This is a genomic window from Mangrovihabitans endophyticus, from assembly GCF_014646155.1.
Classification (GTDB): domain Bacteria; phylum Actinomycetota; class Actinomycetes; order Mycobacteriales; family Micromonosporaceae; genus Actinoplanes; species Actinoplanes endophyticus.
Map to the genome: position 1 here is coordinate 40,700 of NZ_BMMX01000015.1, position 15,474 is coordinate 56,173.

The 15,474-nt window shown below is 70.5% G+C and carries 13 protein-coding genes; 6 read left to right on the forward strand and 7 right to left on the reverse strand.

All coding sequences use genetic code 11. The features are described 5' to 3' along the window. The first annotated feature begins 14 nt into the window (after window positions 1-14). The 4 genes from IEY73_RS17605 to IEY73_RS17620 all read left to right on the forward strand — a co-directional run bounded on the left by IEY73_RS17605 (window position 15) and on the right by IEY73_RS17620 (window position 5,171). Window positions 15-1,628 (forward strand): hypothetical protein, encoded by a 1,614-nt coding sequence (locus tag IEY73_RS17605; RefSeq protein WP_189080318.1) that lies wholly within the window; start codon window positions 15-17, stop codon window positions 1,626-1,628. Then, window positions 1,628-2,608 (forward strand): hypothetical protein, encoded by a 981-nt coding sequence (locus IEY73_RS17610; protein WP_189080319.1) that lies wholly within the window; start codon window positions 1,628-1,630, stop codon window positions 2,606-2,608. The genes IEY73_RS17605 and IEY73_RS17610 overlap by 1 nt, the downstream gene beginning before the upstream one ends. Next, complete coding sequence (locus tag IEY73_RS17615; RefSeq protein WP_189080320.1) at window positions 2,605-3,633, forward strand: right-handed parallel beta-helix repeat-containing protein; 1,029 nt, start codon at window positions 2,605-2,607, stop codon at window positions 3,631-3,633. The genes IEY73_RS17610 and IEY73_RS17615 overlap by 4 nt, the downstream gene beginning before the upstream one ends. A 113-nt stretch (window positions 3,634-3,746) precedes the next feature. Next, the gene (locus tag IEY73_RS17620; RefSeq protein ID WP_189080321.1) at window positions 3,747-5,171 is read left to right on the forward strand and encodes an FAD-dependent oxidoreductase; all 1,425 of its coding nucleotides are present in this window, start codon (window positions 3,747-3,749) and stop codon (window positions 5,169-5,171) included. 8 nt (window positions 5,172-5,179) lie between these two features. Here the strand turns inward: IEY73_RS17620 and IEY73_RS17625 are convergent, their stop codons facing one another. Genes IEY73_RS17625 through IEY73_RS17655 form a run of 7 tightly spaced genes read right to left on the reverse strand, consistent with a single transcriptional unit; the run spans window position 5,180 to window position 13,182 of the window. After that, a complete protein-coding gene (locus tag IEY73_RS17625; RefSeq protein WP_189080322.1) occupies window positions 5,180-7,591 on the reverse strand; it encodes a hypothetical protein in 2,412 nt (803 codons plus the stop codon). Between the two features lie 33 nt (window positions 7,592-7,624). After that, entirely contained in the window at window positions 7,625-8,617 is a 993-nt protein-coding gene (locus IEY73_RS17630) for a glycosyltransferase family 2 protein (RefSeq protein WP_189080323.1), read from the reverse strand. A 13-nt stretch (window positions 8,618-8,630) separates the two neighbouring features. Further along, window positions 8,631-9,821, reverse strand: coding sequence for an acyl-CoA reductase (locus tag IEY73_RS17635; RefSeq protein ID WP_189080324.1), 1,191 nt, complete (start codon window positions 9,819-9,821; stop codon window positions 8,631-8,633). Beyond that, window positions 9,818-10,882 (reverse strand): LuxE/PaaK family acyltransferase, encoded by a 1,065-nt coding sequence (locus IEY73_RS17640; RefSeq protein WP_189080325.1) that lies wholly within the window; start codon window positions 10,880-10,882, stop codon window positions 9,818-9,820. The genes IEY73_RS17635 and IEY73_RS17640 overlap by 4 nt, the downstream gene beginning before the upstream one ends. Next, window positions 10,879-12,210, reverse strand: coding sequence for an AMP-binding protein (locus IEY73_RS17645; RefSeq protein WP_189080326.1), 1,332 nt, complete (start codon window positions 12,208-12,210; stop codon window positions 10,879-10,881). Before IEY73_RS17645 ends, IEY73_RS17640 begins: the two co-directional genes overlap by 4 nt. After that, window positions 12,207-12,944 carry an SDR family NAD(P)-dependent oxidoreductase gene (locus IEY73_RS17650; protein ID WP_189080327.1) on the reverse strand — a complete coding sequence of 246 codons (738 nt, stop codon included), beginning with the start codon at window positions 12,942-12,944 and terminating at the stop codon, window positions 12,207-12,209. Before IEY73_RS17650 ends, IEY73_RS17645 begins: the two co-directional genes overlap by 4 nt. Next, window positions 12,937-13,182 (reverse strand): acyl carrier protein, encoded by a 246-nt coding sequence (locus tag IEY73_RS17655; RefSeq protein ID WP_229715918.1) that lies wholly within the window; start codon window positions 13,180-13,182, stop codon window positions 12,937-12,939. The genes IEY73_RS17650 and IEY73_RS17655 overlap by 8 nt, the downstream gene beginning before the upstream one ends. Before the next feature lie 185 nt (window positions 13,183-13,367). On the opposite strand from IEY73_RS17655, the gene pseB reads away from it, so the two are divergent. After that, the gene (gene pseB / locus IEY73_RS17660) at window positions 13,368-14,348 is read left to right on the forward strand and encodes a UDP-N-acetylglucosamine 4,6-dehydratase (inverting) (protein ID WP_189080329.1); all 981 of its coding nucleotides are present in this window, start codon (window positions 13,368-13,370) and stop codon (window positions 14,346-14,348) included. After that, window positions 14,348-15,472 carry a DegT/DnrJ/EryC1/StrS family aminotransferase gene (locus IEY73_RS17665; protein ID WP_189080330.1) on the forward strand — a complete coding sequence of 375 codons (1,125 nt, stop codon included), beginning with the start codon at window positions 14,348-14,350 and terminating at the stop codon, window positions 15,470-15,472. The genes pseB and IEY73_RS17665 overlap by 1 nt, the downstream gene beginning before the upstream one ends. The last annotated feature ends 2 nt before the right edge of the window (window positions 15,473-15,474 follow it).

Genomic DNA, 15,474 nt, shown 5'->3' on the forward strand with positions numbered 1-15,474 from the left:
CACGGACCAAGACGGTGTGGCTCAAGGCGAGTAACAAGGAACTCCAGCTATTCCTGGAGGCCGCACATACGTACTGGGAGAAGAACCTCCCCCAGCCGTCGACCGATGCCGTCGTGCTGGTCGAGGCCTTCCACCAGGACATCCGCGTCAACCTCCGCAATCTGGCCATTGCCAACGCCATCCGCAAGCTGCAGCCGGCCCGGCTGGTGGTGTTCACCGGCGTCGAGGAACACTGGCATCAGACGCTGTGGACCGAGTTTGACGTCAGCAAGATGACGCGGCTGGCGCAGGCGTACGGGGCCAGCGAGGTGATCGACGTCTGGGACGCCGTGCGGCGCGGTGCGCACGGCATGCCGCAGATGGACGACAAGACCCTGCTGGCGTACACCGACGCCACGTACTGCCGGCTGGCCAAGGTGCCCAGCCTCCCCGCGGACCACCAGTCCCGGCCGGACTACCAGCGGCGTCGCCGGTACGCCGCCGGGCTGGCCGCGGTGTACGAGCAGATGTTCGCCGCGCAGCCAGTCGTCGCGCTGGTCACCAGCCACGTCGACTACGACCAGTGGGGACTGGCCACCGAGGTAGCGCGCAACTGCGGGGTGCCGGTGGTGCATTCCCAGCAGACCGGTTGCCTCAAGGCGTACGCGCTGTTCCCGGCCAAGGACACGCATACCGAGACCTTCCGCGGCGAGCTGACCAAGCAGATCGGCGAGGTCTTCGAGTCTCAGGTGTGGGCGCACCGGGAGGATCTCAAGGCGACGGCGGAGCTGGTCGCCTGGCGCGCCAAGGTCAACCTGGGTCGGCCGAGCTGGTGGCGGGGCGGGGTGACCGCATCGGTCGACCTGAGCAATCCGGCGGACCGCGCCCGGTTGCGCACCCACGCCGCGGCCCGCTTCGGTCTCGACCCCGGCAAGCCGATCATCGCGGTGTTCAACCACGCGGTGTCCGATGCGCTGGGCACCAACCGGGAGTTGTTCCCCGATCTGGCCGACTGGTTCGCCCAGACCGCGGACTTCGCGGCACGCCACCGGGAGGCGCAGTGGCTGTTCCTGGACCACCCGAGCCAGGTCCTCTATGACTCGACCGGGTTCTTCGATTCCGTCGCTCGCGCCCATCGCGACGACAAGCACCTGGTCTTCCGACCCAGCGCCACGCTGAGCAAGAACGCCCTGTGGAGCCTCACCGACCTGGGTGTCACGGTGCGCGGCAGCGTCAGCAACGAGCTTCCCGCGTACGGGATCCCGGTCGTCCAGGCGGGCTGGTCCGAGTGGAGCTCGTGCGGGCTGTCCACGGTCGCCGAAAGCGCCGACGAGTACTGGGCCATCCTGGAACGCCACATCGCCGCCATTGCGGAGGGCACCGATCTGGTCTCCGAGGAGCAGGTGCGCCGGGCGCGGTTGTGGCTGTGGCTGTACCGCAGCGGCACCGACGTGGTGACCCCGCAGGTGCCGCAGTGGGAGGTGTGGCCGGCCGGGATTCTGTTGAAGGCGATGCGGGCCACCTTCCGGCACATCGAGAGCGACGCCGACCCGTTGTTCGCCACGGTGGAACGCATGTGGCAACGGCAGGAGCCGATGCTGACCCGCACCGACATGCGCACCGACCACATCGGTCAGGGGCAGGGCTGATGGCCGTCGGCGCGTGGTTCCGCACCGAGCACGATCATCCGCAGCACGTGATCGACCTGCCGGCCACCGTCACCAGCGGCATCGACCCCGGTGTGGCCATCGTCGACCAGGTGGTCCGGGGCAAGGGCATCGTCGGCCGGGTGACCGGCGACTTCGGAGCCGTGGCGTTGCGCGTGCAGGGCACCGGTCGGCCGACCCGGGTCCGGGTCACGGTGCAGTTGGACGAGCTGGCCACCCGCTGGTGGGCCGACCGGGTCAAGCCGCGGCAGTCCGCCGCGGAGCTGCCCCGGCTGGCGATCCTGCGGGTCCAGGGCGAAAACCGCGGCGCCGCGCTCCTGGCCCGCCGGCAGGGCTGGCGTGGCGCCGGGAACGTCAAGCGTGCATTCGACGTCGACCTGCGCGCGGACGAGGTGGACGAGGACGGCCTGCTCGTGGTTGAGCTGGCCGAAGCACCGCATCCGTCCTGGCTGGCCGACCGCGTGTCGCCGCGGTCGGCGATCGGGTTGCGCTTCGACAGCATCGTGGTGGGCGAGCCGGACGGGTCCGGGTCGGCCGCCGCGCCGCCGGCCGCGGTCGGTGGCAGCGGATGCGACTTCGTGGTGGTCCCCGCTGGTGCCGAACGTGACGTGCGGCTCGACATGGTCACGGCGGCGCCCGCGCCACCGCTGCCGCGCAGCCCGTCCAATCGCTGGACCCGCCGCAAGGAGGCGCGGGCCGGCTTCAAGGCGCTGCGGATCGCGCGCCGGGCCGCGGTGCGCGGCCTGGCCGAGGTGCGGCCCGGGCGCCCGGAGGGCGACCTCGGCGTGCTGGCGGCGGACGCGTACACCGCGGAGCCGGTCGCGGTCGAGGTGCTGCGGCGTCGGGAAGGCGGGTTCGACCTGCGCCTGCCGGAGACGCCCACGGCACCCGTGCTCCTCGGCCTGGATTCGCCCCGCCGTGGCCTGTCCCTGCGCGTCCGCACCATGGGAGAGCACCGATGATCCATCGTCCGGCCCTGTCCGCCGATCCGGAGGACAACCGGCGCACGCTCCAGGAGATCCTGGACGGCGCCGCCGAGGGTGGGGAACTCGTGGTGCCCGCGGGCACCCATCGGGTCGCCGACGGGTTGCGCGTACCCGCCGGGTGGACGGTGTCCGGCCGGTCCGCCGCCGGGGACGGCACGGTCCCGCAGACCTGGATCGAGTCGACCGGCACCGCCGGGCATCCGATCCTGCACGTGACCGGCTCCGACGTGGCGATCCGCGACCTGGGGTTGCGTCCGCCTGCGGCCGACCCGGGTGAGCACGGCGGGGATCGCGGCACCGCGATCACCATCGGCGATTACCTGTACGAAGCGGCACCGGCCTGGATCGAGCGGGTGGACGTGCGCCGGGTGCACGTGGAGCGTCCGGACGAGCGGCACGCGAACTGCGTCGCCGTGATGGGCGCGGTGCGCGACATCGTGCTGCACGACATCACCATCCGGGGCGGGTACACCGGGGTGGCGGTGCATTGGGGCGCGGTCGGCGGGGACGTGTCCACGATCGTCGGACCGACCTTCCACCCGCATGGCCTGACCATCACCGACCTGCGGGTCCGGGACGCGATCGAGGGCTTTTACCTGTCCTCGGTGCACGATGCGACGGTGCGCGGCGGGTGCATGCGCAACGTGGACTTCGGCTTCCGCCTGCTGCCCGGCGACAACACCGACCGGTGGGCGCCCTCCTCGTACGACGGCACGGCGCCACGCATCGGCTCGAACATCGAGATCGCCGACCAGTGCGTCTCGTGGAACGGTCCACGGTACGGCGTACGGGTCGCGGGTTGGGGTCGCAGCGAGGTGGACGGCTTGGTGAGCGAGCTCGCGTACGAGAACGCGGTGATCCGCGACTGCCGGCTGTTCGGGGCGGGCAGTGGTGAGCAGTGGGCGCCGGTGATGGTGGAGCGGGCCGCCGGTGTGGAGCTGACCGGCATTCTGTCCAGCACCATCGGTGAATGTTCTTGCACACTGAGCGAAAGAAACTGATTCTCGATCTCTCGGGGTTAGGATTCGCGGAAACGCATCGCCAAGGTCCACCGTGGTGTCACAAGGTCGCCTACAGTGGATCCGCGTAACGTGAGATTTCTTCGAGGGGCGTCATGGGGATCACCCGCAAGGAAGTCCTGAGGATCTTCGGCGCCGGTGCCGGCGCAGCGGCGGCCGGCCGCTGGGGGCTGACCGCCGGTGCGACTCCCGTCACGGCGGCCGAGGCGGCCGGAGCCACCGTGGTCACCCGGGACATCGCCGTGATCGGCGGCGGCGCGACCGGCACCTATGCCGCCATCCGCCTGCGCGACGAGGGCCGCAGCGTGGCGGTGATCGAGCAGCAGGACCGGCTCGGCGGTCACACGCACACCTACACCGATCCGGCCACCGGCGCACACGTGGACATCGGCGTGGTCGTGTGGCACGACCTGCCCCTGGTGCGTGACTGGTTCGCGCGTTTCGACGTGCCCCTGGAGAAGGCGAACTTCGACATCCCGGGCCAGGAGTCGCTCGCCGTCGACTACCGCACCGGCAAGCCGGTGACCGGGTGGACACCGCCGGATCCGTCGGCCGGCCTGGCGGCGTATGCCGAGCAGCTCGCCCGCTACCCCTATCTGGAGGCCGGGTTCGACCTGCCGGATCCGGTGCCCGCCGATCTGCTGCTGCCGTTCGGCGAGTTCGTGCGCAAGTACAACGTCGATTCCGCAGTCAACATGATCTTCAACTTCGGTCAGGGGCTGGGCGACCTGCTCCGCCAGCCGACGCTGTACGTGTTCAAGAACTTCGGCCTGGACATCCTGCGCAACTTGCAGGTCGGCTTCCTGACCACGTCCCGGCACGACAACAGCGAGCTCTACCGAAAGGCCCGTGCCGAGCTGGGCGAGGACGCCCTGCTGTGCAGCACCGTGGTCGCCGCCGACCGGGACGCCGCCGGCCACGCCAACCTCCTGGTGCGCGGACCGTCCGGGATCCGGCTGATCCGTGCCCGCAAGCTGCTGATGACGATTCCCCCGAAGCTGGACAACCTGCGCGGGTTCGATGTGGACCGCACCGAGCGCCGGCTGTTCGGGCAGTTCCGCAACAGCGGCTACTACACCGGCGTGCTGCGCGGCACCGGCATCCCGGACAACCTCTCGATCGACAACATCGCTCAGCACACCCCCTATCACCTGCCGCCCCTGCCGGGGGTCTACTCGATCTCCCCCACCGGCGTCCCCGGATTGCACAACGTGAAATACGGCAGTCCCGGCTCGCTGCCCGCGCACCACGTCAAGGCGGACATCCTCGCGTCGATCCGTCGGATGCGCGCGGCCGGCACGATCGACGGCTCCGGCCGTCCGGAGTTCGCGGTGTTCGCCAGCCACACCCCGTTCGAGCTCACCGTGCCCACCTCGGCCATCGCGGCCGGTTTCTACCGCGAGCTCTCTGCGCTTCAGGGCCACAACAGCACCTTCTGGACAGGCGCGGCGTTCCATACCCACGACTCGTCGCTGCTGTGGCAATTCACCGAGTCGCTGCTACCGCGTCTGACCGCCTGACGCGTCCGTCACCCGGAACAGGCCGGGGTGGGCGCCGCCACGCCCGCCCCGGCCGCAGGCGGCCCGGCATCCGCCGGGGGCAGGCCGTCCCCGGCAGCGGGCGCCAGCGACCGTCCCCGCGGCACCTCGTAGACCACCGCCGTGCCGGAGACGAAGCGCGGCACCGCAATCCGGGCCAGCCGCGGTGACACCTCGTCCGCCCGGCTGTCGGCGAACAACCAACGCACGCCGAATCGCTGTCGCAGTTCGGCCAGCACGGCCCGGTCCCCGGTGGTGAACAGGCAGTCGTTGAGCAGAGCCACCGACGGGTACGGCGCGGGCTGCTGCGGGTAGCTCCGGTCGTTCGCTCCGTGCGCCGCGACGGTGGCATCCGCATAGCCCCAGCTCTCCACGAGGGTGCGCCGCCCGCCCAGCCCGGCGACCCAGAAGGCGCGGGCGTCGCACAACGGACTCTGCCGCATTCCCGAGCAGTGCACGTTTGTCGCCACCACGTCGTCCGGCCCGGCGGTGTCGTCAAGCCACTGCGCCGCGACCATCTCCTCCCGTGTGATCATCTGCCGGCTGTCCGGGACGTCCCGCGGGGCGCCGGCCGCCGTGTCCCAGGTATCGCGCACCGTGGTCACGCCCGCGGCGCCCAGGCTCACGCCCACCGTCGCCGCCAGCACGGCCGGCGCGATCGCCCGCCACGGCCGCCGTCGGATCATCAGGTGGCACACCACCATTGCCGCGACCAGCACGACGGCGCCCGCCGCCGCGGCGCCGAGCAACGGCGCGGCCAGCGCCCCGAACCAGTCGACGACCGTGTTGTGCCGCGGATACCGCGTCGGGGGCACCACCACCGCCCAGACCGCGCCGGCCGCCAGCCCGCCGGGCACCGCCCATCGCGACCGGTGCACGGCGGCCAGGAGCCGCACGGTGAGCAGCGCGCCGATCGGGATCACGCCGACGTAAAAGTAGACCTGGCTGGCGGACGGGTGCCAGAAGAGCCACAGTCCGCCCGCGCCCGCCGCGGTGGTCCCGGCCAGCAGCCACGTCACCGGGTCCGAGCGGGTGCCCGGCACGCCCAGCGCGGCCAGTCCGGCCAGCCGCGGCGCCTGCAACAGCACCCACCACAGCACCAGCCAGGCCACGAACCACGCGCCCCGAGTGGTCGCCACCTCCACGCCCAACGGCACCAGGCCACCCTTGTCCCGACCCTGCCCCACCCCGAGGGTGTCCACATAGGGCGTCATCCAGCGCAACACGGACAGCGCCTGCACCCCCAGCACGCCGGCGCCGCCGCCGGCGAACAACCGCAAGCCGATCAGGATCGCGACGACGGTGTGCACCAGGACACCGAGCGCCGCCCAGGGCACCCGACGGTGCACCACCGCGGCCACCACCACGCCGGCGACCAGCCCGGCCACCACCGGCGGCAACGCGCTCGACTTGGCTCCCGCGCAGGCCACCGCGAGCAGCGGCAGCATCACCCACACGCCGGCCCGGAGACCGCCGCGGAAGGCGTCCACGGCGATCGCGATCAGCAGGCACAGCAGGGGCAGCGCATACGTCTGTGATGGGCTGACATAGGAGACCGCCAGGCCGCCCGGGACCTCGGCGACTCCCCCGAGCACGGCCGGAAGACCGGCGAACCCGAGCCCGGCGGCCAGCGGACCGGCCCACCAGCGCCCGGTGAGGTCCCGCGCGAGCGCCGCCAGCACCAGGGCGGCGATCGCGATGATCGGCACCGCCCACAACCGCAGCAGCACCACCGCCGGCGCCACGCCGGAGACCATGCTGCCCATCGCCATGTCGGCATCGGAGAGGAAGTGGTAGTGCAAGGTGTCGCCGGCGAGCTGCGGCACCTGGAACGGCATCGACCGCGTCATCTCGTGCACCAGCGCCAGGTGGTACATCAGATCCTGGTAGTACGCGGTGTCGGCGGGCGGCAACGGGGTGAACCGCCACTCGTGATATCCCCACCCCACGGCGGACAACAGCACCGCCGACATCAGCCACGTCCACCGCACGGGCAGCGGTCGTGGTGACCGGATCCGCCAGTGCCGGCGCAGTCCCGGCACGGCGACGAACACCGCGATCACCACCAGCGGCCACCAGCGGACCAGCGCCGCGGCACCGACCGCGGCGGCGAGCGCCCACACGAGCAGTTGCAGCACCAGACCGGTGGCGGCGCCGCAGCCCACGTCCTCGGGCAGGTTCCGGCGGCTGCCACGCACCGCACGGTGCACCAGGGTGCCGGGCACCACCACGGCGAGGATGAGGTAGGCGGCGTACCGGACGATGTCGGCGACCGAAGTCCCGCTCAGCACCAGCACGGCGACCAGCGCGGCGGCCGGCAGGGACCAGGCAACGAGGTGCTGGACGAAGTGTGACCACCGACGCGACGCGACGGGCGGCGTCGGTGACCCGGGCGACGCCACATTCGCAGTGGGCAGGACCGTGGTGCCCAACGTTCAGCCGTCGTCTGCGGCGGAGCGCGGCACGGGAACCACCGGCGTGCCGTCCGGCGCCGCCGAGTCGTAGGCGATGTGGAAGCTCGGCCGGTTCTGCACCACGGCGTAGATCCGGCTCACGTATTCACCCAGCAGGCCCAGGCAGATGAGCTGCACCGCCGCGAGCATGAGCATCGCCAGGAACAGCGAAGTCCAGCCGGGGATGACCGTCCCGGCGGCCCAGGCTGCCAGCCCGAAGACGATCAGGATCAGGCAGAACACGAACGCCACCGACCCGAGCCAGGTGGCCACGCGCAGCGGTGCGGCGGAGAAGTCGGCCAGGCTCTGCCAGGCCAGGCTCGCCATCTTGTGCACCGGATATTTCGTGTCACCGGCCGCGCGGCGCTCCCGGGTGTAGGTGACCGATCCGGAGGCGAAACCCAGCGACGGCACCAGCATGCGGTAGACCGGCGACCGTTCCGGCAGTTGTCGCAGCACCTCCACCGCGGCGCGGCTGAGCAGCCGGAAGTCACCCGCCTGAGCGGGCATCCGAGTGCCGATGACGCGGCGCATCAGGCGGTAGTAGGCACCCGCCGTCACCCGCTTGAACAGGGAGTCGGCGCTGCGGTCGACGCGGACCGCGTATACCACCTCCAGGTCGCGCTCCCGGGCCTCGGCCACCATCTCGGTGATCATCTCCGGCGGGTCCTGCAGGTCGGCGTCCATGCTCACCACCCAGTCGCCGTACGCGCGGCGCAGCCCGGCGGTCAGCGCGGCCTGATGCCCGCTGTTGGACCGCAGCCGGATGGTGCGTAGCTGCGGCCAGTCGCGGCGCTGCTCGACGAGCATCCGCGCGGTCGCGTCGCGGCTGCCGTCGTCGACCGCGACCACTTCGTACGACATGCCGATGCCGTCCAGGATCGGCCGGAGGCGGGCGACCAGAGCCGGGATCACGGTCTCCTCGTTGAACATCGGCACCACGACGGACAACGACGGAGGTGGCGGTGCTTCCATTGCCGTACAGCTCCTAGACCTGCAGCGTGGTGAGCCGGGTGAACTCCCGAGGCAGGTCGTACCCGTCCCAGACGGCGCTGAACGTCAAGGCGGACCCGAACGGCACGATCCGGTCGACGCCGCGCCCGCCCAGCGCGGTCGCGAAGTCACGTAGCTGCGTCGCGGTGAATCCGAAGTGGCTGAAGGTCTGGTCCTGGCGGTTCATCACCGGCACCAGGTCGGCCAGGTCCCGAACGGCCACGAAGGGAAACGCGCCGGCACCCAGCCAGCGTCGGGGCAACGCTTCGATGTCCGCCAGCGCGATGCCGGTGACCGCGTTGCCGGCGAACGTCAAGCCGGTGGCCGCTCCGACGGCGGCCAGCCCATAGGCGTTCACCCGTTTCTCCACCGCCATCGCCGGGTCCACGGTCCAGCCGCGCTCGGCCACCACCGCGCCCAGCAGTGTGAGGAACTCGTCCTGCACTCGGTCGGCGTCCGCGGGGTCGCCCACCAGGAACACCGTCCGCGGTGACGAGCAGGCCGCCTGGTCGAACCAGTACGCGTCGTTGGTGAAGCCGAGCACGGCGGCCCGGCGCGTCGCGTCGTCCGCCGCCGCCCACCCGGCCGTGCACAGCGCGGCCCATGACGTGCGGTCCGGGAACGTCAGGTCGCGCGCCGACGGCCGCAGCGGATGCCGGCGGATGGTGTCCACCGCGGCGTCGCCACCCCAGATCACCCGCAGGTCGGCCCAGGAGCTGAGCGCGCCGGTGATGGCATCCTCGCGGCCGTAGGTGACCATCCGTTGGGTACGGCCGATGATCGGATCGGCGTCGGCCAGGGTGGCGTTGAGCGCCTCCAGCACGGTGTCCGCGGCGTTCGCCGACCGCTCCGAGATCCGCACCACGTTGTGGTTGCCGGCCAGCGCCGACAGCGCCCACGAATACACGAAGATGGTGTCCACGTTGGCCGGCGGCACGTGGAAGACGTTGCCGCGGGGAAAGGTCAGCGCGTCCGGGCGCTGCATCGCCGCGACCGCCCGGCGCAGTTCGGCAGGGCGCAGGAAGAAACCGAGCGAACCGAGCTCGGGATGCCGCCGGGCGACCGCCGGGGCGAGCAGCTTGCGGGCGAACCGGGACAGGAAGTCGATGATCCGGGCGTCGCCGACGGCCAAGCGGTCCGCCGACGGCGCGGTCAGGTCGCCCTCGGCGCCGAACCGGAATCTCATGCGATCGCTCCTGCCCGCGGCGCGGCACCGCCCTGGTAAGTGTCCGAGCATCCACGCGCCTCCGCACGGGGCAGACGTCCCCGCACGGAGAACCGTTTGCCGGGCCAGTCGCCGTCGTCGACGCCGTGCACCACCCCGAGGTCCTCGGTGAGCAGCACGTGTCCGGGATACGACGTGGGCAGCGTGCTGACCACCTCCAACAGGCCGGGCTTGCCGGGCGGCAACTCCGCCCAGGTGTCCGGGTCGCGCACCACGACGTCGGCGAAGTCGGGGCAGTACAGCGATCCGCCCGACGGGCCTTCCAGGAAGATCGTGCCGATCTGCTCGACCATGCCGTAGAAGTTGTGCACCCTGGTCAGTCCGGCGTCCACGCGCAGCCGCCGCCGGAACTCGTCCGGATCGACCGCCTGATCGACGAGCTTCTTCCACCCTCCGGAGTGGATCAGGGTGCCGTTGCTCAGATCCAGTCCATGCTCGCGGGCCACCTCGTAGAGGTGCAGCCAGACGAGATAGGTGAACCCGAAGATCAGGAACGGCTGGTCGCCGTGCGCGGCGAGGAACCCGCGGATCGCGTCGACGTCGGGCTTGCCGTCGGAGTCCAGCGCCCACACGTGGTCGCGGCCGAAGGTGGCCATGCCGAGCACGCCCGCACCCCGAGCGCTGAACGACCGGCGGTCCTTGAGCAGCGACTTGGTGTCGACCAGCAGCATCGGTAGCCGCTTGGGTCCGAGCACCGACTGCACGGTGGCACCCAGCATCCGCGTCTGCGTGGCAGCGGCGGCCTTGTCCAGATAGATGCGGCTCACCTCGCCGGTGGTGCCGCTGGAGGTGAGCACCTTGAACACCTCGTCGTCACCGATGCTCTTCAGTTCGAGGTTCTTGAACAGGCGTACCGGGAGCCAGGGCAGATCGGCCACCGTGTCGAACCGGTCGCCCGCACCGGACGCGTCAAGGATTCGCGCGTACGGCGGACAGGCGGCGCGATGGTGGGCGACCAGCTCGGAGAGCTCCTTGACCAGGGCGGTCTCCTTGGCAGCCTGCGGCAACGTGAAAACGCTCACGACGACGCCTCCAGGGTGCGATAGTCGATCTTTCCGTTGGGCAGCAGCGGCAACGCCTCGATCCCCCGCACGTCCAGTCCGGAGAAGTGCGTGTGCAGCCAGGACGCCAGTTCCTTGCGAACCACCTGGGCCTGCGCGGCGTCGGCACCCTCCACGAACACCCGGATCCGGTCCCCGTCGGCCACCGCCGCGACCGCCCCGTGCCCGGTCAGGTGCCGCTCGACGTCATCGAGGTTGACGCGCTCACCGAACACCTTGCCCATGCGCTTGCGGCGCCCGGTGATGAACAGAAAGCCCTCGTCGTCCAGCCGGCCGAGGTCCTCGGTGTGTAGCACGCCGCCGAGTTCGTCGCCTTTCGCCAGATCGTCCGCCGACTCCGCGTACCCCATCATGACGTTCGGGCCACGGTAGACGACCTCGTCGTCCTCGATGGTGAACGAGCCGCCCGGGATGGCCCGGCCCGCCGAGCCCAGCTTGTCCGCCAGCCGGTCGGCGGGCAGCGCGGCCATCCGCGGCCCGGCCTCGGTCTGGCCGTACATGACGATCATCCGGCCGCCGACCGCGGCCATCTTGGCCGCGAACTCGCTGACCAGTTCGGCCCGCAACCGGCCGCCGGCCTGGGTGAGGGTGCGCAGCGACGGGTACTTCGCCGGGTCGAAGCGCAGCCGCCGGAGCATTTCGTACTGGTACGGCACGGCCGCCAGCGAGGTGCACCGATGTTCGCGCACCGCGGTCCAGAAGTCGCGTTGCAGGATGCCGGTGCGCTCCAGCACCAGCGTCGCGCCGCGCAACAGGTGTGTGTTCAGCACGGACATGCCGTACGAGTAGAACAGCGGCAGCGTGGTCGGTGCGACCTCGTCGGCATCCAGGGACAGGCTCTGCGCGATGGATTCGGCGTTGGCCAGCACCGCCGACCGAGACAGCCGGACCAGCTTCGGGTTTCCGGTGGATCCGCTGGTGGTGAGCAGCAGCGCCAGGTCGGGGTGCACCGGCGCGGCGGGGGCCTCTCGAATCCACACGTCGCGCTCGGCGCGGTAACCCGCCGGAGGAGCGTCCGCGACGCCAGTGACCAGGGCCGGGGCGAACCTGTCCAGCAGGGCGCCCAGCGCCGCCCGGTCCATGTCGGGGTCGAGCAGTGCCACCGGCCGGCCGGTCTCGACGGCGGCCACGTAGCGCGCGATGGCCGGAAGCTCGGTGGCGGTCAGCGCGAACACCGCCCCGGGCGGTTGCGCGGCGAAGAACTCGGCGGCCGCGTCCACTTCGGCGCGGCACAGCGTCGCGCCGGTCGCCGCATCGATGACGCGGGCATCGGGGTGGAGCAGAGTCACAGCGTCATTCCCCCGTCGACGCCGAGCACCTGACCGGTGACGAAGCGTGCCTGGCCGGAGAGCAGGAAGGCGACCACGTCGGCGACCTCGGCGGGCTCGCCCAGCCGGCCCAGCGCGGTGTCCGCGATGCGCTCGGCGCGACCCTTGTCGTCCAACGTGTCGAGCATGTCGGTGGCGATGAAGCCGGGTGCCACCGCGTTGACCCGGATGCCCCGCGGGCCGAGTTCCTTGGCCGCGGACCGGGCCAGCCCGGCCACTGCGGCCTTGCTGGCGGCATAGACCGCCTGCCCGGATGCCCCGACGGTGCCGGTGATGGAGGAGACCAGCACGACGGCGGGCGCCTTCCCGCGCGCCAGCAACCGGACCGCGCCCTGCAGCGTGTAGGCCGCGCCGACCGCGTTCACGTCGAACAACCGCTGGATCGTGCCGTCGTCGGTCATGCCGAGCATGCCGGCCGCGTGCGTGCCCGCGTTCACCACGAGGGCGTCCAGCCGCCGGAACGCCTCGAACGCGGTGCGCATCATGGCGCGGCTGGTCCCCGGATCGGCGATGTCGCCGAACGCGGTCACCACGCGGACCCCGTGTTTGCCGGAGATCTCGGCGGCGGCGTCCGCCACGCCTTGTTCCCCGCCCGCATGCAGGACGAGGTCGTATCCCTGCTCGGCCAGGCGATGCGCGGTCGCCCGGCCGATGCCTCGCGAGGCGCCGGTGATTAGGGCGACATGATCATTCATTGAAAGCTACTCCGTATTTACCCAGAATTCGCACAGCCTCCTGGAAGCTGCTCATATTGATCACGTCATCAGTGTCAATCATGATCGAGAACTCGTCCTCGATCGCCGCGATCAAGGACATGTGGGCCAGCGAATCCCACTGAGCGTTATCTTGATATTGCAGTTCGTCAACGGGAGTATCCGCCGGAAGATCGAGCGATGTGCGGAAGGCATCGCGGAGTCTTTGCAGGTCAGCCACGGTTTCTCCAAGATCTAGCGGACGGGCAGTCTTCATTGTGGCAGCAACTTCGACGGGTTACGAAATCGAAGTTTAACGGTGGGTGAATTGAGGTTGGCATTCGCTTCAGTCTCTTCCACGATCACGAAACAGGGTTATGCTCCGCTCTCGTCCCCTCACCGCTCGACCCCTCGCGGGAGTTCACTGTGTCTGTACTGGCCGGATCCTCCATTCTCGTCACCGGCGCCACCGGTTCCTTCGGTAAGGCGTTTCTCAGGTACGCCCTGGAGCATCTCGACCCGCAGCGGATCGTGGTGTTCTCCCGGGACGAGTTGAAGCAGTACGAGGTCCGGCAGATGTTCGGCGACGACCCCCGGCTGCGGTTCTTCATCGGCGACGTGCGCGACAAGGACCGGCTGGCGCGGGCCATGCACGGCATCGAGTACGTCATCCACGCCGCCGCCCTGAAGCAGGTCGACACCGCGGAGTACAACCCCTCCGAGTACGTCGCGACCAACATCAACGGCTCGCAGAACGTGATCGACACCGCCATCGACGCCGGCGTGCAGAAGGTCGTGGCGCTGTCCACCGACAAGGCGTCCAGCCCGATCAACCTGTACGGCGCCACCAAGCTGGTCGCCGACAAGCTGTTCATCTCCGGCAACCACTACGCGGCACACCACCCCACCCGGTTCGCCGTGGTGCGCTACGGCAACGTGATGGGCAGCCGCGGTTCGGTGGTGCCGCTGTTCCGGGCGTTGAACGCCGAGGGCAAGAGCCTGCCGGTGACCGACAAGCGGATGACCCGCTTCTGGATCACGCTGCCCCAGGCGGTGCGATTCGTGGTCGACTCCTTCGACCGGATGCAGGGTGGCGAGCTGTTCGTGCCGCGCATCCCGAGCATGCGCATCCTCGACCTGATCGACGCGGTGGCCCCGGACGCACCCACCCACGAGACCGGCATCCGCCCCGGCGAGAAGCTGCACGAGGAGATGATCTCCGCCGACGACAGCCGCCGCACGCTGCGGTTCCCGGACCGATACGTGGTCCAGCCGGTGGTGGCCAGTTGGGGCTACGAACCACCGGCCGGCGGTGAGCGGGTGGAGGACGGCTTCAACTACCGCTCCGACAACAACGACCTCTGGCTGGACGTCGAGGCGATGCACGCCCTGCTCGAGGACAAGTGATGCTGCCGTACGGACGGCAGCACGTCGATGCCACCGACGTCGAGGCGGTGGTCGCCGCGCTGGGCAGCGACTGGCTGACCACCGGGCCCCGGGTCGCCCGGTTCGAGGCGGAGCTGGAAGCGGTGGCCGGCGCGCCGTGCGTCACCGTCACCAACGGCACGGTCGCGCTGCATGCGGCGTACGCGGCCGCCCGGATCGGGACCGACGACGAAGTGATCACCACGCCGATGACCTTCGTGGCGACCGCCTCGGCCGCCGCCATGCTCGGCGCCACGGTGGTCTTCGCCGACGTCGAGGAGGACACCGGCAACATCGACCCGGTAGCGGTGGAGGCCGCGGTCACGTCCCGCACGCGAGCCGTCACCGCGGTCGATTACGCGGGACACCCCGCCGAGTACGACGCGCTGCGCAAGGTCGCCGACCGTGCGGAGGCCACGCTGCTCGCCGACGCCGCGCACGCCATCGGCTCGACCTATCGCGGCCGTCCGGTGGGTTCGTTGGCGGACCTCACCACGTTCTCGTTCTTCCCGACCAAGAACATGACCACCGCGGAGGGCGGCGCGGTCGCCGCGACCGACCCGGCGCTTGTCGAACGGCTGCGCACCTTCCGCACCGTGGGTCTAGTGCGGGACCGGGCCAAGATGCGGTACCCGGAGGAGGGCGGCTGGCACCAGGAGGTGCACGAGTTCGGGCTGAACTACCGGCTGCCCGACGTGCTGTGCGCACTGGGCAGCACGCAGCTCGCACGGCTGGACATGTTCAAGCAGCGCCGGGCGCACCTCACCGCGCGCTACGACGAGCTGCTGGCCGACGTGCCGGGCCTGCGCCTGCCTCCACGGCGGGCCTGGGTGGACCCGTTGCGTCACCTCTACCCGGTGCGCATCCGCGACGGCCGCCGCCGGGAGGTCTACGACCGGATGCGCGCGGCCGGCATCGGCGTACAGGTCAATTACATGCCGGTCTATTGGCACCCGGCGTTTGAAGACCTGGGTTACCGTCGCGGCATGTGTCCCGTCGCCGAGGACTTCTACGCCGAGCAGTTGTCGCTGCCTCTCTTCGTGGATCTCAGCGAAGCCGACCAGGACCGTGTGATCGAGACCCTGCGCACGGTGCTCGGGGGCTGACC